17 protein-coding genes are annotated in these 19,263 nt (G+C 63.4%); 6 read left to right on the top strand and 11 right to left on the bottom strand.

Annotated elements, in window-relative coordinates:
• Positions 1-5: 5 nt before the first annotated feature.
• Positions 6-1,439 (bottom strand): DUF4011 domain-containing protein, encoded by a 1,434-nt coding sequence (locus QRO93_RS01490; protein WP_285303919.1) that lies wholly within the window; start codon positions 1,437-1,439, stop codon positions 6-8.
• 112 nt (positions 1,440-1,551) lie between these two features.
• Between QRO93_RS01490 and QRO93_RS01495 the strand changes: the two genes are divergently transcribed.
• From QRO93_RS01495 to QRO93_RS01505, 3 genes are all read left to right on the top strand, one after another.
• Complete coding sequence (locus QRO93_RS01495; protein ID WP_180878394.1) at positions 1,552-2,322, top strand: abortive infection family protein; 771 nt, start codon at positions 1,552-1,554, stop codon at positions 2,320-2,322.
• Positions 2,323-3,078: 756 nt separating this feature from the next.
• The gene (locus QRO93_RS01500) at positions 3,079-3,435 is read left to right on the top strand and encodes a hypothetical protein (RefSeq protein ID WP_180878395.1); all 357 of its coding nucleotides are present in this window, start codon (positions 3,079-3,081) and stop codon (positions 3,433-3,435) included.
• Positions 3,436-3,906, top strand: coding sequence for a hypothetical protein (locus QRO93_RS01505; protein WP_180878396.1), 471 nt, complete (start codon positions 3,436-3,438; stop codon positions 3,904-3,906).
• Positions 3,907-3,958: 52 nt separating this feature from the next.
• Here the strand turns inward: QRO93_RS01505 and QRO93_RS01510 are convergent, their stop codons facing one another.
• The 3 genes from QRO93_RS01510 to QRO93_RS01520 all read right to left on the bottom strand — a co-directional run bounded on the left by QRO93_RS01510 (position 3,959) and on the right by QRO93_RS01520 (position 6,304).
• Positions 3,959-5,056: a hypothetical protein gene (locus QRO93_RS01510; protein ID WP_053449770.1), complete on the bottom strand. Its 1,098-nt coding sequence runs from the start codon at positions 5,054-5,056 to the stop codon at positions 3,959-3,961.
• 140 nt (positions 5,057-5,196) lie between these two features.
• On the bottom strand, positions 5,197-5,673 hold the full coding sequence (locus QRO93_RS01515) for a nuclear transport factor 2 family protein (protein WP_049458548.1): 477 nt from the start codon (positions 5,671-5,673) through the stop codon (positions 5,197-5,199).
• Positions 5,674-5,734: 61 nt separating this feature from the next.
• Positions 5,735-6,304, bottom strand: a complete 570-nt coding sequence (locus tag QRO93_RS01520) for a TetR/AcrR family transcriptional regulator (protein WP_180878443.1) — start codon at positions 6,302-6,304, stop codon at positions 5,735-5,737.
• 168 nt (positions 6,305-6,472) lie between these two features.
• Here QRO93_RS01520 and QRO93_RS01525 point away from each other — a divergent pair, with 168 nt between their 5' ends.
• Positions 6,473-7,426, top strand: a complete 954-nt coding sequence (locus QRO93_RS01525; protein ID WP_180878397.1) for an alpha/beta fold hydrolase — start codon at positions 6,473-6,475, stop codon at positions 7,424-7,426.
• A gap of 43 nt (positions 7,427-7,469) precedes the next feature.
• Here QRO93_RS01525 and QRO93_RS01530 read toward each other — a convergent pair whose 3' ends face one another.
• Positions 7,470-8,099: a cation transporter gene (locus QRO93_RS01530; RefSeq protein ID WP_180878398.1), complete on the bottom strand. Its 630-nt coding sequence runs from the start codon at positions 8,097-8,099 to the stop codon at positions 7,470-7,472.
• Positions 8,100-8,184: 85 nt separating this feature from the next.
• Here QRO93_RS01530 and QRO93_RS01535 point away from each other — a divergent pair, with 85 nt between their 5' ends.
• Positions 8,185-8,595 carry a helix-turn-helix domain-containing protein gene (locus tag QRO93_RS01535; protein ID WP_180878399.1) on the top strand — a complete coding sequence of 137 codons (411 nt, stop codon included), beginning with the start codon at positions 8,185-8,187 and terminating at the stop codon, positions 8,593-8,595.
• A gap of 72 nt (positions 8,596-8,667) precedes the next feature.
• Entirely contained in the window at positions 8,668-10,644 is a 1,977-nt protein-coding gene (locus QRO93_RS01540) for a TonB-dependent siderophore receptor (RefSeq protein WP_180878400.1), read from the top strand.
• 250 nt (positions 10,645-10,894) lie between these two features.
• Here QRO93_RS01540 and QRO93_RS01545 read toward each other — a convergent pair whose 3' ends face one another.
• The 6 genes from QRO93_RS01545 to QRO93_RS01570 form a co-directional block, all read right to left on the bottom strand.
• Complete coding sequence (locus QRO93_RS01545) at positions 10,895-11,692, bottom strand: MipA/OmpV family protein (protein ID WP_180878401.1); 798 nt, start codon at positions 11,690-11,692, stop codon at positions 10,895-10,897.
• Between the two features lie 146 nt (positions 11,693-11,838).
• Positions 11,839-13,161, bottom strand: a complete 1,323-nt coding sequence (locus tag QRO93_RS01550) for a HAMP domain-containing sensor histidine kinase (protein WP_164085752.1) — start codon at positions 13,159-13,161, stop codon at positions 11,839-11,841.
• Positions 13,154-13,834: a response regulator transcription factor gene (locus QRO93_RS01555; RefSeq protein ID WP_285303929.1), complete on the bottom strand. Its 681-nt coding sequence runs from the start codon at positions 13,832-13,834 to the stop codon at positions 13,154-13,156. Before QRO93_RS01555 ends, QRO93_RS01550 begins: the two co-directional genes overlap by 8 nt.
• A gap of 11 nt (positions 13,835-13,845) precedes the next feature.
• Positions 13,846-14,835: an aspartyl/asparaginyl beta-hydroxylase domain-containing protein gene (locus QRO93_RS01560; RefSeq protein ID WP_180878403.1), complete on the bottom strand. Its 990-nt coding sequence runs from the start codon at positions 14,833-14,835 to the stop codon at positions 13,846-13,848.
• Positions 14,832-17,927, bottom strand: a complete 3,096-nt coding sequence (locus QRO93_RS01565; protein WP_285303920.1) for an efflux RND transporter permease subunit — start codon at positions 17,925-17,927, stop codon at positions 14,832-14,834. The genes QRO93_RS01560 and QRO93_RS01565 overlap by 4 nt, the downstream gene beginning before the upstream one ends.
• Positions 17,924-19,042: an efflux RND transporter periplasmic adaptor subunit gene (locus QRO93_RS01570; RefSeq protein ID WP_180878404.1), complete on the bottom strand. Its 1,119-nt coding sequence runs from the start codon at positions 19,040-19,042 to the stop codon at positions 17,924-17,926. Before QRO93_RS01570 ends, QRO93_RS01565 begins: the two co-directional genes overlap by 4 nt.
• Positions 19,043-19,263: the final 221 nt, after the last annotated feature.

Below are 19,263 nucleotides of genomic sequence, written 5' to 3' on the forward strand. Positions count from 1 at the left end.
CGTCGCTAGCGAACTAGCTGTCCAAATACTTGATATGCAGTTAGTGCCGAGGGCGCATGCGGCTGATGAAGACGCTCCGCATGGGCATTGAGGGTATCCCGCCGCTCCGTGAGCTGCTCGATGATAGGCGCAGTGCTGTTTCGTTTAGGGTCGCCGAGGCTCAACGTTTGCCGGAGCTCTTCTAGGAGAGAACGCTTGTTGGCCTTGTTGCTATGAAGCTCCAAACAAGCCACACCGACACCTACGTGGTCCAAGCGGCGCTTCACGACTTCAAGCGCAGCCATCTTTTCAGCCACAAATAGAACGCGCTTTCCCTCAGCTACTGCAGCGGAAATGATGTTGGCGATGGTCTGGGATTTTCCCGTGCCGGGCGGCCCCTGAACCAAGATGCTGCTACCTTGGAGTACATCGTGCACAACGAGGGCTTGCGATGAATCGCAGTCAACGACATGACGCATTTTGCTGGGTGGCACGATGCGGTCGAGATCACTGGACTCATCGGTCAGGCTTGCGCCAGGAAAGCCATCCTGCATGACGCCGCGAAGCATCGGAATAGCCTCCATCCCGCCAATCCCTTCCCAGCTTTGTGGGTCGAGATCTCGATACATCATGAACTTGGCAAACGAGAACAGGCCAAGAATGGCGTCATCGCGAAGTACGCCCCAAGTCTCTTTTCCGTCCAACATCGCTTCAACCGAAGCCATATAGGCCTCAATATCCAACGTCTCGAACTCGTCGATGTTGGGTAGGCGGAGTCCGAACTCGCGCTGCAAGAATAGTTGCAGCGACAAATTGGCTTGGATCTCGTCGCCGGTCCACTTGAGGTGGAATTTCTCTCCCGCTGTGCTTCGCTCCAGTTGAACGGGGATCAACACTAATGGAGCGAAGCGATCGGTTTGCGGGGTAGAAGTGGCACGCCAGCGTAGATAGCCAGCCGCCAGATAGAGAACGTTGACGCCCTGCTCTTCTTGAAGAGTGCGAGCATCGGTGTAGAGATCCAGCAGACGCTTCTGCAATCCGGTTGGCGTCAGACGGGTAGTTAGTTGGGCATCCCAGTGCGCTTTGACGCGTCCGTTTTCATCCAGCTCGAAGTCTGGCTGCGCGATGAGTTCCAGATCTTCCGGCACCTCGTCGAGCAGGACTATCTCTTCCTCATCTTCAAGATCAAGTAGTGGGCTGCCTTGCTTTGGGTCTTCTTTGCCCGCCACAAAGGTGAATCGCTTACCATCAATGACCAAGGTCTGGTACATCGCCTTAGCCAACTCATGAACGACCTCGACAGTCTTGGCTCGGCCACCGCGCGGGGTATGCAGTAGTCGATTTCGGGTGGACAAGTCCAAAAGCTCCAAGCGAGCCTTCTCGACCTTATCCCTTAAGCTGCCCGTCCCTCGAAGCGAAGAAGATGCTTCGCTCGCCTTTGCCGCTGCCGTCTGATCCATCGACTATCCCCTGAATGGGGTCTGCCTGAGCGAAGTCTCCAAGCATCCCCCTGAAAGCCTGTGTCTATAATGCGCCCAATATAACGCGTGTTCCAGCCGATTGGGGGGGTCTGTGGGCGAGTTGCGAAGCAGTGAGATTCACTGGGTTGTCCATCAGTACCTGGGCGTCGAAGGTGGATTTCTTGGCGATTTCACACATCGAACCCATCGGGAGTTCTACCCCGCGTTCTGCGACTTGGACATTGAAGTAGATCAGTTCGCCGGCAGCACCATTCGGGAGCGCTTCATTTCGGTGCTTTCGGGCACTGAAGCGTTCCAGCAGGCGGCCATCCTCCGGGGTATCGCGCGGAAGTACCCGCAAGGCACAGAGCATTTTCGGACCCCCCAAGCGTACCGACAGCTTTTGCAGATGGCTAAGCGCTGTGCGGATGGGCTTTCTGTTCAGGCTAGCAGTCCAGCTATCACCAGCAACGTCCTGAAGCGCGCCCTGGCTGACGTCAATACGCTTATTCAAAGTGCGGGGCCAACTCACGCAGTGGATCGAATCCACACCGCACTTCACGCATATCTTAAGGCCATCTGTCAGACCCAAGGCATCGAAGTGGCTCCGAACGCCACAATCACCAACTTGTTCAAGCTTCTTCGGACAGAGCACCCCGGCCTACGTGACTTAGGGTGCCAATCTGACGCGATGAACAATGTTCTTAGGTCGCTGAGCAATGTAATCGACTGCCTTAATCCGGCTCGAAACCATGGCAGCTTGGCTCATGCGAATGATGCTCTGTTAGATAGAGATGAAGCCATCCTTGCCATCAATGCTGCAAGGACCGTCTTTCAGTACCTAGACAGCAAGTTCTCCACCACTGAAACAAGCGGTGCGTAGCGGAGCACTCTGCAGATTTGACCCCAATTTATGTGACGCATCACGGGCGGCCAGCCCTCGCCCACTTTAATGCCAACCCCCACACGGATGAGGCGGCACACATGCCCCGTATTGGAATCGGACTCCCCGTACTGGCAACCATGTATTCCGCGGGGCGCGCCATCCGCTCACGCCAGAGCGCCTGCTAGCTCATCCCACCCTTCCCATCCCCGCTATTCGGCCCGGCACTGCTCGCGCCATGCGCGCCCCCACAATGCCGCTTGGCTTGAGCGGGCCAAGGCAGCAATGAAGGGTTCCTGACGGCTGGTGGTCTTGCCGTGCTTGTCGCATCCGCCTCGCTCTTGGTTCAACTTGGCGAAAGCCGACAGCACACGGGATTGCGCCTACGATTGGGCAAATAGCCTTGCAGCTCAAGGCTTCTGCCACTTTGCGACATATACAACGATTCTGAAAATGTTGAATGTGGTGACGGGATCGGCCTTACTGCATTGGCATCGCGCACAACCGGGCGTATTCCTCTCCATGCCACCGAGTACCGGTGGTCGGGCTTCGAAACCCCGGTTCTACGCTGAAGTAAACGCTTGCCAGCCGGCATCACCCGTCAGGTGGTGCCGGCTGGCAATCCGTCGGCCGGCTATGGCGGGCGGTGCGTGGAGGCCTCGTGCCTGCCGGTTTAGCGTAGACCGGGTTTCGAACCTCGCACCGTCCGCCACCTTTATCGGTGGCGGCTTCTGCCTGCCCGCAAGGAGCACTGCCATGACCAAGCGCTACTCCCCTGCCCCGCAACCGATCCAGGAGGAGCCCGCGAACGGCCCCGTACTGGACCGGAACACCCTCATTGCCCTGCTGCACAGCATCGGTTCGGGCGCCACGTCCGATGGCCAGCCCTGGCCAGAGCGCCACCTGATGCCGGGCCGGCGCATCGCCCTGGCCGACACCGACTGCTCGCTGGCGGGCCTTCGCGTGGTGATGGAGATCCTGCTGGCCGCGCAGCGCGCCCGAGAGAACGGCGAGCTGGAGCAAGACGTCGGCCCGCGCATCATGGAGGGGCTGATCATGGCCGGGCTGGGGCTCACCGCGCACGCCAGCACGCGAGTGCGCCCGGAGGGTTGAGTGGCCTGGTGCAGTTGGGCGGCCACGGCCCTGTGCGTTGGGGCCGTGACTGCCGCAGGGGCGCAGCGGTTTGAGCCACCCGTCCCCTCGCCTATCGCGTTTCACCGTATCTCCAACGATCACTTCTCACAGCTGCGCCGGCAAGCGATCCAGTTCGTGGAAGTTCGGCCAGGGCACGGTTTCCAGTTTGTGGAACGGCATGAAGACGCCTCTTTCCAGATTCATTGCAGGGGCGTGCCGGTGTTGTGGCTGGAGAAGCGGCCGCAGCATGTGCTGTTGCAGGTCTCACTGGATGCGAATCAGCGGGCGCCCGCCGTTCTGCCGTTGCGTGCGCTGCTTCAATGGCAGTTGCAACCCGTGGACTATCTGGAGCAAGTGCTGGCGGGCGTGCCGGAGCCTGTTCTGATGGATCGGGCGTTGCAGATGTTGGCTGGCGAGGTGCCTGATGGGGTGCGATGTGGCATGCCGTAGTCGAGCATGGCTCGACTCTACAGGGGCACTGGCTACGGCGGCGCGGCAGCTTTCAGAAATAGAACCCGATATTGAGGTTCAGCCGCGAATGCCAGCGCGAAGGTCCGCCGTTGTTGATGCCGATGCCATCGCCGCCGGCAAACCACATGTTGCGGCCGGCAATCCAGTCGACATAGGTGAGCATCACGCCCTTCTGCAGGCTGCAGCCGGTGACGTTCTGCCAGGAGTCGCGCACCCCGCTGCTGTGCCCCACCGGGCGCGTCATGCTGAGGTTGTTGTAGCAGGTCACATCGTCCAGCCAGCCGCGCTGGCCAAAGGAATAGGCGACGTTCGCACTGGGCACATCGGCCTCGGCCGCGATTTCAAACGGGGCCTGGAACGCCGACAGCGCAATGCGTTCGCCGGGCACGCTGTAGCGGTAGCGCGCCCATTGCAATTGGGTAGTCCAGCCATCGCGCTTCCACTGCGCATGCACGGCGGCGGCCTGGTGGTCGTGATGGCGGCGGCTGCGGGTGTTCTGCACCTTGCCTGCGAAGGCCGATGCGCCAACCAGCAGCTCGCCGCCGGCCCAGTCGCGGGATTGCTCGACGCGCACATTGAACCGCTGCCGTTCGCGATACGGCAACGCATCGGTCTGTGCCACATCGAAGGAATAGCGGTCGTAGCGCGCCCCGGTTCCGTACTCGTCACCCGAGAACCAGCCGAGGTGCCAGGTGGTATTGCCGGCCTGGTGGATCACCACCACGCCCGGGTCGTAGTCGTCCTCGATGCCCAGGTAGTAGCCGGACCCGAACCAGAAACTCTGCGAGACCGTGGGCAGCAGCCCGAACGGCACCTGCTGGATGCCGGCCTTCAGCTGCGTGGCGTCGGTGAACTGCCATCCCGCGTAGGCATGATGGACTGCATCGAAGCCGTCGTACCAGCGGTACTGCGCGGAGAAGGAGAAAGGCCCGCTGCCGGCGTCGATGTCGGCGCGAAGCAGCTCCAGCTGCAGGCGGCTGGTGGGCCCGTAATCGAGCCAACCATAGTTGAATCGAACGGCGCCACCGAGATCGAAATGAGGCGCTGTGTTGCGGTCTTCGCTGGCCGCGCGTGCATCAAGCGAGGGCGCGGCCAGTGCTGCGGCGATGATGATGGGAACTGCCTTCACGGTCGCGTCCTGCCTCCTGTTCTGCGAGTGAAAGCACTCGATTCCAGCCTTGGTGCGCGTCATGCCTCACCGTGAGGCATGACGTGCTGTGGCGTGCAGGTTACGCAATGGAGGGTGAAGCGAACGTCGGCCGGCCGTGCTCACATGCCCAGGTCAGACAGCCCCGGGTGATCATCCGGGCGACGCCCCAGCGGCCAATGGAACTTGCGCTCGCTCTCCTTGATCGGCATGTCGTTGATGCTCGAGAACCGATGCTCCATCAACCCATCCGCTCCGAATTCCCAGTTCTCGTTTCCATAGGAACGGAACCAGTTGCCGGAGTCGTCGTGCCATTCATAGGCGTAGCGCACGGCAATTCGGTTGCCGCTGAAGGCCCACAGTTCCTTGATCAAACGGTAGTCGAGTTCCTTCTTCCATTTGCGGGCCAGGAACTGCCGCGCTTCCTCGCGGCCGTGGGTGAACTCGGCGCGGTTGCGCCAGCGGGTGTCGAGCGAATAGGCCAGCGCGACCTTGTCGGCATCGCGGGAGTTCCAGCCATCCTCGGCAAGACGAACCTTCTCGATGGCCGATTCAAGGGTGAACGGCGGCAGCGGCGGACGGGGTGCTTCAGTGGACACGGTGGGGCCTCCAATCAAGTGGATGAACGGGGTGCTTCGACGGGTTTTGATGGCTCAGGCGTCAGCGCCTGGCCTGCTCCAACAGCACTTCTGCAACATCCCTGGCAGTGTCTGCGGCGTTGTTGTCGCCCATCACGCGCGAGACGGTGATGGCGCCTTCCATGAGAACCAGCAGCTGCCGCGCCAGTACGTCCGGCTGCTCGATATCCAGCTGCGTGGTGAGTTCCAGCGTGTAATCCAGCAGCTTCTGCTTGTGGTGTTTTGCGATGTGGCGAATCGGATCGTCGGGGTCGCCCACCTCGCCCGCGGTATTGATGAAGGCGCAGCCGCGATAGCCCTCGGACTCGAACCAGCCCTTGAGCACGGTGAACATGCCGAGGATGCGCGCTTCCGGGCTGTCGGCCTTGTCGCACTCCTGCTGGAACCAGGTCAGCCAGCGCACGTCACGCGCGTTCAATGCCGCCGCGGCTACCTGGTCCTTGTTTTCAAAGTGCCGGTAGATGCTTTTGCGTGCTACGCCGGAGGTCTTCACCAGCAAGTCCATGCCGGTGGCATGGATTCCGTTCTGGTAGATCAGCGCCTCGGCGGTGGCGAGGATCTTCTGCGCGGTGTCGGTGCCGGTCTTGTGCATGGCCATAAGGTAGAACGATCGTTCTACCTTGTCAAGGCGCGATGGGCAGCGTCTCGGGTGCGCACATCCGTGCAAGACGATCTATCAAGAAATCCGGACATTGCATCACCCAGGCGCCTGATTGCAGGCGCAAAGTACGCCTCACCACCCACCCATGAGAGTTCCCGCATGAACACTTTCGCCCGCACCCTGGCCGTTGCCACCCTCGCCCTCTCGGTCCAGGCCGGCCTGTCCGCGCAGGCCGCCGAACCTGCCAAGCCGGCGCCGATCACCAGCGTCGCGCGTACCGCCAGCTACATCACCACCGCCGATGGCGTGCAGCTCTACTACAAGGACTGGGGCCCGAAGGACGGCCCGGTCGTCACCTTCAGCCACGGCTGGCCGCTGAACTCGGACAGCTGGGAATCGCAGATGATCTTCCTGGCCAACCACGGCTACCGCGTCATTGCGCATGACCGTCGTGGCCACGGACGCTCCAGCCAGCCGTGGGAAGGCAATGACATGGATCACTACGCCGATGACCTGGCCACGGTGATCAACACGCTCGACCTGCATGACGTGACGTTGGTGGGCTTCTCAACCGGTGGCGGCGAAGTGGCGCGCTACATCGGCCGCCATGGCACCGGCCGGGTGAAGAAGGCGGTGCTGATCAGCTCGGTGCCGCCGTTCATGCTGAAGACCGCCGACAACCCCAACGGCCTGCCGATTGAAGTGTTCGACGGCATCCGCAAGGCGCAGATGGACAACCGCGCGCAGCTGTACAAGGACATCCCGTCGGGCCCGTTCTACGGCTTCAACCGCCCGGGCGCGAAGGTGTCTCAGGGCTTGATCGATGCGTGGTGGGCGCAGGGCATGCAGGGCGGCCACAAGAACACCTACGATTCGATCGCTGCGTTCTCGGCAACCGATTTCCGCGCCGACCTGAAGAAGTTCGATGTGCCGACGCTGGTCATCCACGGCGATGACGACCAGATCGTGCCGATCGACATCTCCGGCCGCCAGTCGGCAAAGCTGATCAGGAACGCCCGGCTGATCGTGTACCCGGGCGCGCCGCATGGCCTGACCGACACGCACAAGGATCGCGTCAACCAGGACCTGCTGACGTTCCTGCAGGAAAAGTGAGTCCCGCGGGCTCCGGCATGCCGCCGGAGCCCCTTGCCTCACCTCACGCTTTCGCAGCCGCGCGCCATGCGGGCCACGCTTCGCTGATGACGCCAACCGCGGACTTCAGGAACAGCAGCGCGATGACCACACCTACCACGATATCCGGCCAGCCACGACCGGTGAGCGCGACGCCACCGGCAGCCACCAGTACGCCGATATTGGCGGCGACGTCGTTGCGCGAGCACGCAAAGGTGCTTTTCATGTTGATGTTGAGCGTGCGGAACCGCCACAGCAACGCCAGGCACACCAGATTGGCCGCCAGCGCGATGGCGCCGAAGCCGAGCATCACGCCGCTGGAAGGGGGTACGCCGTTTGCCAGCTTGGCGATGACCTCCAGCACGATGAACACAAAGAAGCCCAGGATCAGCGCCCCCTTGGCCAGGGCTGCACCGGCTTCCCAGCGCGCACCCCGGTTCACCGCCCACAGGCTCAGGCCGTACACGATGGCGTCGCCCAGCATGTCGACAGCGTCGGCCTGCAGCGCGCTGGAGCGCGCCACGATGCCTGCGCCGAATTCGATGAGGAACATCGCCAGGTTGATGATCAGTACCGCCACCAGCACGCGCCGTTGCGCACTGTGGAGTGCCAGCGCTTCCAGTTCCTGGCGCTTGTGGCCACAGCAGTGATCCATGGGTATCTCCGGCCAGGCCTGGCCTGGGCTTGAAAAGAGGTGAGGCAGCCGTTATCAACCCTGTAGTCCCTACAAGGTCAAGCCCATGTCCGCTCACCTCACCATCGGCCAGTTGGCCCGCCAGACCGGCACCAAGGCCGAGACCATCCGCTATTACGAAAAGATCGGCCTGCTTCAGCCGCCGCTGCGGTCGGACGGCAATTACCGTTACTACAGCGCACAGGACCAGCGGCGGCTGTCATTCGTGCGCCGGGCCCGTGAGCTGGGCTTTTCCATCGAGCAGATCCGCGAGCTGATCGCCTTTGGCGAGCAGCGCGAACACGAATGCAGCTCGGTGGACGACGTGGTGAAGGCGCATATCGCCGACATCGCGCGCCGGATCCGCGACCTGCAGGCGCTGCAGGGCGAACTGCAGCGGATGATCGGCAATTGCCCGGGCGGGCGCGTAGCCGATTGCAGGGTGCTGGAAGCACTTCAGCCGAAGGCCGCCGCTTGACCTTGTAGCTGCATCAAGGTTTACAAGACCGGGCCACTTCGCCACCGCGCGGCCTGCCCGCCCTGACGACCCATGACCCTGTTTCCCCATCCGCTTGCCCTGGCGTTGAGCGCCGCCCTGCTGTCCGCCGCTGCCTCGGCAAGTGCGCATGAACCACCCGCCGCGCACGACGACCACCACGATGACGCCGTGGAGCTGGATGCGGTGGTGGTGCAGTCCACCCGGTCAGGGCGTCGCGTTTCCGACGAACCGATCCGGGTAGATGTCGTATCGCAGGAGGAGATCGAGGAAAAGCTGCTGATGTCGCCGGGCAACGTCTCCATGCTTGTGGCCGAGACGGCGGGCGTGCGGGTGCAGAACACCTCGCCGGGCATGGGGGCGTCGAATATCCGCATCCAGGGCATGCGCGGCCGGTATACCCAGCTGCTGGCCGATGGCCTGCCGCTGTACGGCGGTCAGTCATCGTCCATCGGCCTGCTGCAGATTCCCCCGACGGACCTGGGCAGTGTCGAGATCATCAAGGGCAGCGCATCGGCGTTGTACGGCCCGGCAGCGTTGGGCGGCGTGGTGAACCTGATATCGCGTCGGCCCAAGGAGACCGCCGAGGCTGAAATGCTGCTCAATGCCACCAGCCGCGGCGGCCAGGACGTGACTGGCTACGCAGCCGGGCCGCTGGCCGAGCACTGGGGCCTGTCGGTGGTGGGTGGCTACCATCGCCAGGACCGCCAGGACCTGGACGGAGACGGCTGGGCTGACATCCCCGGCTACGAGCGAGCCACGGTCCGGCCGCGTCTGTTCTGGGAATCGGACGATGGAGCGCGTGCGCTGCTGACGGCAGGCGCAATGCGCGAGAGTCGGCTGGGCGGGACGCTGCCCGGTCAACGGGCGCCCGATGGGCAGCCCTTCGCTCTCACACAGCGCACGAAGCGCGTTGACGCGGGTGCCGTGGTCGATGTTCCGGTGCGCGAGAGCGACCACCTGCAGCTGCGCGCATCGGCCATGTCCACCGATCACGACCACGGATATGGCCCTGAGCAGGACAACGACACCCATCAGACCGGATTTGCCGAAGTGAGCTATGCGTCCGGCGCAGGCGCCACCAGCTGGCTGGCGGGCATTGCCGCGCAGCAGGACCGGTTCCGTTCCGCGCGATACCCGCAGTTTGATTACCGCTACACGGTGCCCGCCCTGTTCGTACAGGCCGAGCAGGCGCTGCGCGATGACCTCACGCTGTCCGGTAGTGCGCGCTGGGATCAGCATAGTGCCTATGGCGGGCACTTCAGCCCCCGCGTATCACTGTTGTTCCGCCCTGATGCGTGGACTCTGCGCGCCTCGATCGGCAGAGGCTTCTACGCGCCTACCCCCTTTGTCGAGCAGATCGAGGCCGCTGGCCTGTCACGGCTGGAGCCGCTGAGTGGCCTTCGCACGGAGATCGCTACCACCGGGTCCATCGATGCAGGCTACGTGCAGGGCCCGTGGGAATTGAATCTCAGCGTGTTCGCATCCGACATCGACCATGCGGTACGCCTGGTGGAGTCTGCGACCGCCCCGGGTGAACGTGTGCAGCTGATCAATGTGGCGGGTGTCACCCGCACGCGTGGCAGTGAACTGCTGCTGCGCTACCGCTGGCAGGACGTCACGGTGACCGGCAGCTATGTCTACACCGACGCGCGCGAACCCGGTGCGGAAGGCGCTGGCCGCCGCCCGGTCTCGCTCACGCCCCGGCACAGCGCAGGACTGGTTGCCATGTGGGAGCAGCATGATCGTGGCCGCGTGGGGCTCGAAGCCTACTACACCGGCATCCAGGCGCTGGATGACAACCCCTGGCGTCGGCGCAGCCGGCCGTATCTGGAAGTGGGTGCATTGGGAGAGATTGTTCTGGGAAGAATCAGCCTGTTCCTCAACCTGGAAAACATCCTCAACGTCCGCCAGACCGACTACAACCGGATGCTGCGGCCTCGTCGCGCCGATGATGGCCAGTGGACCGTGGATGCATGGGCGCCGCTGGAGGGATTTGTGGTGAACGGCGGCGTGAGGATGAAGTTCTAGGGCGTGGTCCAACGCGGAAGGGCGATGTCCGCCTCCGGGCAGAAGCGGACACTCGCCCTACCCCCGATAAACATCCCTGATCCTAGAGCTGGACTGCTTCCCTGCCCCATTCACCTGCCAATGTCCGCTATCGCCCAAGATCGGGTTTGCCCTGGGCCGATAGACATCCCAAGTCCGCGGCCCGGAATCCGACAGCTGGGGACTTGCGAATGCCATCGCGACGCCCCTGCCAGCATGGCACGCTCGGCGCTCAGAACCCGCGGGAGAACCCGATGAACAGCGTTGCACTCCCGCTGGTATCGCGTTCGATCAAGGGGCTGTCGGTGATCTTGTCCGGCAGGAATTTGTACTGCGCAAAGCCCATCAGCATCCATTTCTCGCCCAGCGGCCTGAAGTAGCTCACGCCCACGTGCGGGATGGTTACCGCGCCGGGCTTGTAGTCGACCACGCCGCGCGCCACCTCTTCCTTCAATGTGCCGTAGTAATAGTTGGCCATGTCCTTGGACTGCCACGTAACGCCCGCATTCGGGGTGAGCCGGGCCTTGCCCACATCAAAGCCGTAGCCGTACTGCAGCGAGAACTCCTGACCGCCGCTGGTGTCGGTGGCATCGGCCAGCAGTTCGGCCTCAAGTTCGCCGCCACGGCCGGACCACTTGACCTTGGCACCCAGGTCCAGGCCCATGTCGCGATCGTCCAGCAAGCGGTAGTCCACCCCGTTGCGTGCCAGCTCGCTGCGGCCCAGGTCCTTTACATCAAACCCATCCATGCGCCCTTTGGCTACAGCGGCCAGTTCAAAAGAATCGTTCTTGAGGAACACCCAGCCGGCGCCCAGCCCTTCGAAGTAGAACCGCTCGCCGTGGTAGCTCACCAGCGGGATCGGCATCACGCGGGTGCCTTCACCGGCATAGGGGCTGTCTGTTACCACGGCTGCCAGGCCCAGCCCCCAGCGTGGGGGGCCTTGGTCATCGGGACCGCCGCCGGGGCCCTCCTGCGCCAACGCCGCGAACGACAGACTGCAGGCCAATACGGGACAGAGAAACTTGATCATGGGACGCCAGACCTCACCAGGAAGAGAGCCCGCTGCTGCGGGAGAGGCCGCGCTGAATGCACGCGGCCGGTTCCAGGTGAGAATGAAGTGGCGATGTCGCCACAATGTCGTGGGTGGAGCTCAGCGCATTAATAGCCGCTGTACGATCAGGGCACCTCGACTACACTGGCTGACATATCCAGGGTCGCGCGGGTACCGCGTGCGCCTGAGTCGATTCCCAATGTCCAGCGGAAGCGCTCGCAGATGCGCCCAATCAGGAACAGTCCCAGTCCCTGGCCCCGCATCGGAGCCGGTTGACGAAGACTGTCCCGGTAGCGTCGCGCAGCTTCCACCGGGTCGAAGCCACTGCCCGAATCGATCACAGCCACCCTGCCCTGCGAAAGCACGATCTCTACGAATCCCACATCGGTGTTCTCGATTGCGTTGCGGATCAGGTTGCTTACCGCAATGCGCACCATCGCCTCTGGCGCCGCGACGAAGGTTGGCTCCAGCGCGCCAAGGCGGAGCTGGGCGTCCTTGCCGCGAAGCAGGTATTCATGATCGAGCACCAGGCGTGGCAGGAAGTCATGCAGTGCGGTTATCTCCGCGTCTTCAACGCCCGGTCCGGCCTCACGGGCCAGGTAGAGCAACGCGACCATCGTTTCAGACAGGTCCTCCACCGCGTACTCGATGCGTGCCAGCGCTGGCTGCGAGGCAGCTGGCAGTGGAAGCTGCCGCAGGACATCAGCCGCCCCGGCAATCACCGCAATGGGAGTGCGGAATTCGTGACTGGCCTGGTCCAACAGGCTGCGCTCACGTTGTATGAATTGAGCCACGCGTTCCAGGTGGGCATTGCTGGCCTGCGCGATCACCTGTATTTCTTCTCGCGGATAGTCTGTGGGCAGGCGTGCGCTGGCATCGCTGGGATCGATGGCCTGCATGCGGGCAGCGAGGTCGCGCACCGGGCGCACGAGGTTGGCATGCAGCCAGACGATGAAGCCACCAATGACCGCAGCAAAGCACAGGATCCAAAGCAGGCTGAGGCGCGCGTAATGATTCTGCTGCTGCTCAAGCGGCTCGATGTTCACTACGGTTACCAGCCTGCCATGTGGCAGGCCAGCCACCACGGCATGGTAGGTCTCCCCACTATCCAGGTTCACCGCATCGCCAAAGAGCGACGCTTCGGAGGTGTAGATGCCCGGCGGCAGGTGGGCCAGCTGGCGTGGCAAGCCGGACGGAACGACGCCGTCGCGCAGGTACCAGGAGCGCACCAGTCCTTCGCTGGGCAGTGCGTCTTCGTGGCCGCTGCGGACCCGTTCTGCATGGTCGTCGGAGATCGCGCCGGTCAGATCTTCCCAGTAGCGACCTTCCATCAACAGTTGGCCGCTGAAGCTCTGTACTGCGATGGCGAACAATACCAGCAGGCCGAGCAGGATCAGAGCAACGCTGGTCCACCAGTGAACCCCACGCAGGCGCGGCGGACTATTCACCTGGGCTCAACCTGTAGCCCGACCCGGCTACGGTATGCAGCAACGGTGCTTCTTCATTCTGTTCAAGGGCGCGGCGCAACACGTACATATGTGAGCGCAGAAGATCGGTCCCTGGCGCGACCTCGCCCCAGGCCACGCGCTCCAGCTTTGCCCGGGTTACCACCTGCGGGCTCTCGCGCATCAACAGCTCCAGAAGACGGCGGCCGGTACGGGTCAGGGTGATCTTCCTGCCGGCCCGGTGCGCCTGCAGGGTGCCAAGGTCGAAGGCCAGATCGCCCACCCGCAGCACGTTGTCGGTGGCGCCGGCATGGCGGCGCCGCGCCACCAGCGAACGCAGCCGGACCTCGATCTCCGGTAGCGCCACCGGTTTCACAAGGTAGTCGTCCAGCCCTGCCTCGAATCCATCAATCTTGTCAGCCACCTGGTCGCGGGCGGTCAGCATGATCACCGGTACGTGTTTCTTTGCCTCGCCGCGCAGGCGCCGCAACACGGTCAGCCCGTCCAGGCAGGGCAGATTCCAGTCCAGGACAATCGCGTCATAGTCCTTGGACGAGGCCAGGTGCAGGCCAGAAAGACCGTCGGGTGCGGCGTCCAGGGTGTGTCCGCAGGCTTCCAGGAAATCGTAAAGGTTCGCCGCAAGCTGCGCGTTGTCTTCGATTATCAGGATGGACAGCGATTCCCTGTTCATGACATCCCCAGTAGGCCGAACAGCCTCAAGAGAAACCCTATCACGCCAATGATCGCTGCGAAGAGAAGCAGCAGCAGGCTGGCGTTGAGCAGGTACTTCAATAGCGTATACACCAGGCGATGCCGATGCTTGAGCGCCACCCCGACCTCGCGGAGGGGCGCCAGACGGGCGAACAGCCAGCTGATCGGCCCCTGCCGGTCTTCGGGTGTATTGGGCACCGTCATCGCCCAGGCGAGTCTGGCATAGAGGCGGTTGAAGGCACGCCCCAGCAGGTTCATCGGACGCTCCACATCACACATCAGGATCACCCGATTCGTGGTGCTGTCGTTGCGTGCGAAGTGCGGGTAGGTCTCGTCGAAAACAAAGTCTCCGCCATTGCGCCAGGTTATGAAGTGGCCGTCCACGCAGATGTAGCAGTCCGCCGTGCCTGGCGTATCCAGTCCCAGGTGATAACGCAGGGAGCAGGCAAGTGGATCGGAATGCATGCTCAGCTCCGCGCCCGCAGGCAGCACCGAGAACATCGCGGCACGAATCCCTGGTATGCCCTCCAGCAGCCGCACCGTGGCCGGGCACAGGCGCTCTGCCGACCGGTGTGGATCGGCGTACCACTTGAGATAGAACTTGCGCCAGCCGCGCTTGTAGAACGTACGGAAACCAAGATCATGATGCCCGGCCGACCCCGGTGCCGACGCCGCTTCGAACGCGCCGGACGCATGCAGTTCCATTGCTTCGTCGCGGATCCTTCGCCAGTTGCGGCGCAGCCGCTCGATGCCCTCAATGTAATGCGGTTTCAGTACCGGTTGCCGCGCCTCGCGTGCCGTGGCCATGTACAGCAGGCAGTTGAGCGGTGCGAACACTGGCCAGCTTTTGCGCAGGTACTGCGAAAACCCCTGGTATCGCTGCTGTCCACGGAAGCGGTAGACATACAGGATGCACACCGAGATGTAGATCAACATTCCGGCCATCACGATCATCATGACAATCATGCTGATACTCCCAACGAACCAGCTGTACCAGCGGCGACAGGACGCGTTCGCCTGCGCAGACCTCCGACCAGGTCGTCCATCGCGCAGTAGGCCACCGGGATGATCAACAGGCACAGCACCGTCGATGTCAGCAGGCCGCCGATCACCACAATCGCCATCGGTGCGCGGAAACTCGGATCAGCCCCAAGGCCCAGCGCCACCGGCAACATGCCCGCGCCCATCGCAATGGTGGTCATCACGATCGGTCGCACGCGCTTGCGGCAGGCATCCACCACTGCGCGGCGGCGATTCATGCCCAACTCGCGGCGCGCGATCACGATGTAGTCCACCAGCAGGATCGCGTTCTTGGTGGTGATGCCCATCAGCATGATCAAGCCGATCATCGAAGGCATCGACAGGCTCTGCCCAGTCAGCAACAGCGCCACGAACGCTCCTGGTATTGACAGGCACAGCGCTACAAGTACCGTCAGCGGCTGCGCAAAGTCCTTCAGCAGCAGTACCAGCACCATGTAAACGCACATTACCCCGGCAGCCATTGCCATTCCGAAGCCCGCCAGCAGTTCGCTCATGGCTTCGGCATCACCCGCGGGCGCCATCGTGATGCCGTGCGGCAGCCGCGACAGGCTCGGCAATGCCATTGCCGCACGTTCCACATCGCCCAGCGGCAGTCCATTGAGCGCGACTTTCAGGCTGATGTTTCTCTGCCGGTCGTAACGGGTCAGCTCGGCGGGGCCGGACAGCAGCGCCAGGTCCGCCACGCTCTCCAAGGGCACCGGACCGCGGACCCCGGGGACAGGCAATCGGCGCAGCGTTTCCAGGTCGTTGCGGCCGCTGTCGGCCAGCCTCACTAGCACCGGAACCTGCCGCTCGCTGAGGTTCAGTTTGGCCAGGTCCTGGACATAGTCACCCAGCGTTGCCACGCGCAGGGTATCGGCGATCGCGCGAGAGGTGACTCCCAGGTCGGCAGCGCGTGCGAAGTCGGGACGCACCACCAGTTCCGGCCGCACCAGTGCAGCGGAAGACACCACGGCACCGATGCCGGGTATGCCTCGCAGTTCCCGCTCAACGAGGCGCGCATGATCGGCCAACCGATCGCCGTCGTCGGCGCTCAGAACCAGTTCCAGTCCTTCGCTGTCGCTGCCCACGCTGACGCGCGCGCCCGCCAGTTGCTGCAGTTCCGTGCGTAGCTGCCCTTCGATGATTGAACGGGTAAGGCCATTGCGCTCACTGCGCGCCACCAGGTTGGCGGTGAGTACGGCCGTGGCTACGCTTGCCGTGGGTGCAGTTTCGCCCGGGTCTCCGGAGCCGCCGCTCCCCCCGCCTATTGAGGTGTGCACCGAGGCCACCATCGGGCTGCGCACGGCGATCTCGCGGGCGCTCTCGGCCAGCCCAAGGGTGTCTGCCAGGGCGCTTCCCGGGGGCAGGGCCAGGCTGATCTGTACCTGGTTGCCGTCATCTGGCGGCATGAACTCGCCCGGCAGCTGCGCGGCCACCAGCATGCCCAGCGCAACCATCGCCACCGCACTGGCCAGGGTCAACACCGGCCGATGCATGCAGGCTCGTACCCACTGCAGATAGCGCAGTACCCAGCGCGGCTCCTTGTGCCGCTTCGCCGGCGCCCTGAGCAGGAAGGCGGCCATGGTCGGGGTGAGCATCCGCGCCACCAGCAGGGAGAACAGGACCGCTACCGCTGCGGTCCATCCAAACTGCAGGAAGTACTGGCCGACGACGCCCCCCATCAACGAGGTAGGCAGGAAGACCGCCACCAGCGTGAGGGTGGTGGCGATCACCGCCATGCCGATCTCGTTGGCGGCTTCGCCGGCTGCGCGCAGGGGCGTCTTGCCCATCAGGAGGTGGCGCTCGATGTTCTCGATCTCCACGATCGCATCATCCACCAGCACGCCGACGACAAGTGACAGCGACAGCAATGACACCGTGTTGAGCGAGAAGCCCATCAGATGCATCACCGCGAACGTCGGAACGGCCGATAGTGGCAAGGCAATCGCGGCAATGAAGGTCGCACGCCAGTTGCGCAGGAAGCTGAGCACCACCACCACCGCCAGCACCGCACCTTCCAGCAGCAGCATCATCGAGCCGCGGTAGTTCTCCGCCACGGGCCCGGCGTAGTCCACCGCCTGTTCGAAGTGAATCTGCGGGTAGCTCTCCTGCAGGTCGGCAATAACGGACTGCGCTGCTCTGGCCACCTCCAGCTCGCTCGCGCCGCGCGAGCGCAGCACATTGAACGAAACGGCCGGGCGGCCATCCATCAACGCAGCCGTACGAGGCTCGGCCACGGTATCGCTTACCTCCGCCACCTCGCCCAGCCGTATGCGGCGGCCGTCGGTCAGGGTGAGATTCATGTCGGCGATGCGCTCGGCGGAATCCACGGTGGCGACAGTGCGAACTGACATCTCTGCACGCCCGAGAGCCACCCGCCCACCGGAGGCCTCCAGCTGCAGCTGACGCAACTGATGGGAAACATCGGCAGCGGTGGCATTCAACGCCAGCAGTCGGCCGGGGCTCAACGCCACCCGAATTTCGCGGTCCACGCCGCCAACGCGCGATACTGCACCTACGCCCGCCTTGCCTAGCAGCCGCTTGCTTACCTGGTTGTCCACGAACCAGGACAGCGCCTGCATGTCCAATGTGGTCGAGCTCAGCGCATAGGTCACCACCGGCTGGCTGGCCAGTTCCGCCTTCTGGATAACCGGGTCTCGAAGTTCGGCGGGCAGATCCGCGCGGACACCGGCCACCGCGTCGCGTACGTCATCCATTGCCTCTTGTACTGGTTTGCCGATGTGGAACTCAGCGCTGATGGTGGCCACGCTGTCGGCCAGCGTCGTCTTGATGTGCTTTATGCCCTGCCGATTGGCCAGAGCATCCTCGATCCTGCGTGCAACGTCGTTTTCCAGTTGTGCTGGTGAGGCGCCAGGTAGCGTTGCGGTGATGGTGATGATGGGAAAGTCGATATCCGGGAAATTCTGTACCTTCATCGCCGCAAAGCCGAAGGCACCGACCAACGCAAGCGCAACGAACAGCAGCGTCACTGCCACCGGATTGCGGATCGACCAGCCAGACACGTTGAGGTTCATGAGTGCGAGGCCTTACCTGAAGCAGGTACGCTGATAACCCGCACGAAGTCGCCGTCATTGAGGAAACCAAGACCAGAGGCCACCACCGCATCAGACGGTTCAAGGCCTGATACAACTTCCACCCGGTCCGCGCTGCGGCGGCCCACCTCAACACGGCGAGTGAGTACCCTGCCGTCCTGCCCTACCTGCATTACGTAATTGAAGCCATCGCGGAGCAGCACCGCAGCTTGGGGAAGTGTGAACATGCCCTCCTCGCCGACCGCGATGTATCCCTGCACGAATGCGCCCGCACGCAATGGCGCGCCGGCAGGAAGATCCACGTAGACCAGCCCGCTGCGCGTGGCGACGTCAATCACCGGCCCGAGCGCACGTACGCGCCCTTCCAGAGATCCGGCTCCCGGTATGCTGATGTTCACCGTCTGGCCGGGCCGCATGGCGAGCAGATCTTCCGATGCCACCACTGCACGCCACTCCAGGCGCCCATCCCGGATCAAGCGGAACAGTTCCTGACCTGCTGGCACCACCGCGCCCACGGTGGCTGTGCGGGCACTGATGATCCCGTCGCTGGGTGCCAGTACCCGAGTCTGCAGTAGCCGTAGGCGGGCCCTCTGCACTACCGCCCGCGCTGAATCCAGGCGCGCGCGTGTAGTGAGCGCCGTGGCCTGGTACTGATTAAGCTGCTGCCGGGCAATAGCGCCGGAGGCATCCAGCACTTGAGCCCGCTGCAGGTTGGCGGCAGCCTGGCTCGACTCTGCTGCAGCCAGTGCTACCGCTGCAGCCGCCTCGCCCAGCTCGGCCTCAATCAGGCCAGGATTGAAGCTCGCCAGTAGCTGGCCGCGTTGTACTGTGTCGCCGACATTCACCTTCACATCGGTAAGGCGCAACCCGTTAGCCTCTGCACCAATGCTGGCTTCTTCCCACGCAGCAACGCTGCCAGTAGCTGGCGCGTGTACTTGCAGCGGAGTGTGCAGCGGCCGCACCAGATGCACGGAGATTACGGGGGCAGGCGCAGGGACGGGCGCTGCATCGTCCTCGGCAATGCGCACCCAGGCGGTGGCAACAGTTGCTGCGGCCAAACACAGCCCCGTTGCGAGGGCGAATCGGTTGCGTTTCATGGCTGGGCGTCCTCGAGCCTGCCCGTTGAGCGGTCAGGCCGACACCGGGCGCTCCTCACCGGCATGGTGAAGCGTCAGCGACGAGGATGGCCGGCGCGTGTCGTTCAAATGTCGTGGATGCAGGACAGCGAGATTGGGCGCAACGGTGCCGCGAGCGATCAGCGGGGCACCAAGCCTGTGAGATCACTTGCGAAGATCATCGTGATTGCCCGCCGAACCCC

Origin of the sequence: Stenotrophomonas maltophilia group sp. Smal17 (assembly GCF_030237045.1) — a bacterium.
GTDB classification, from domain to species: Bacteria; Pseudomonadota; Gammaproteobacteria; order Xanthomonadales; family Xanthomonadaceae; genus Stenotrophomonas; species Stenotrophomonas forensis.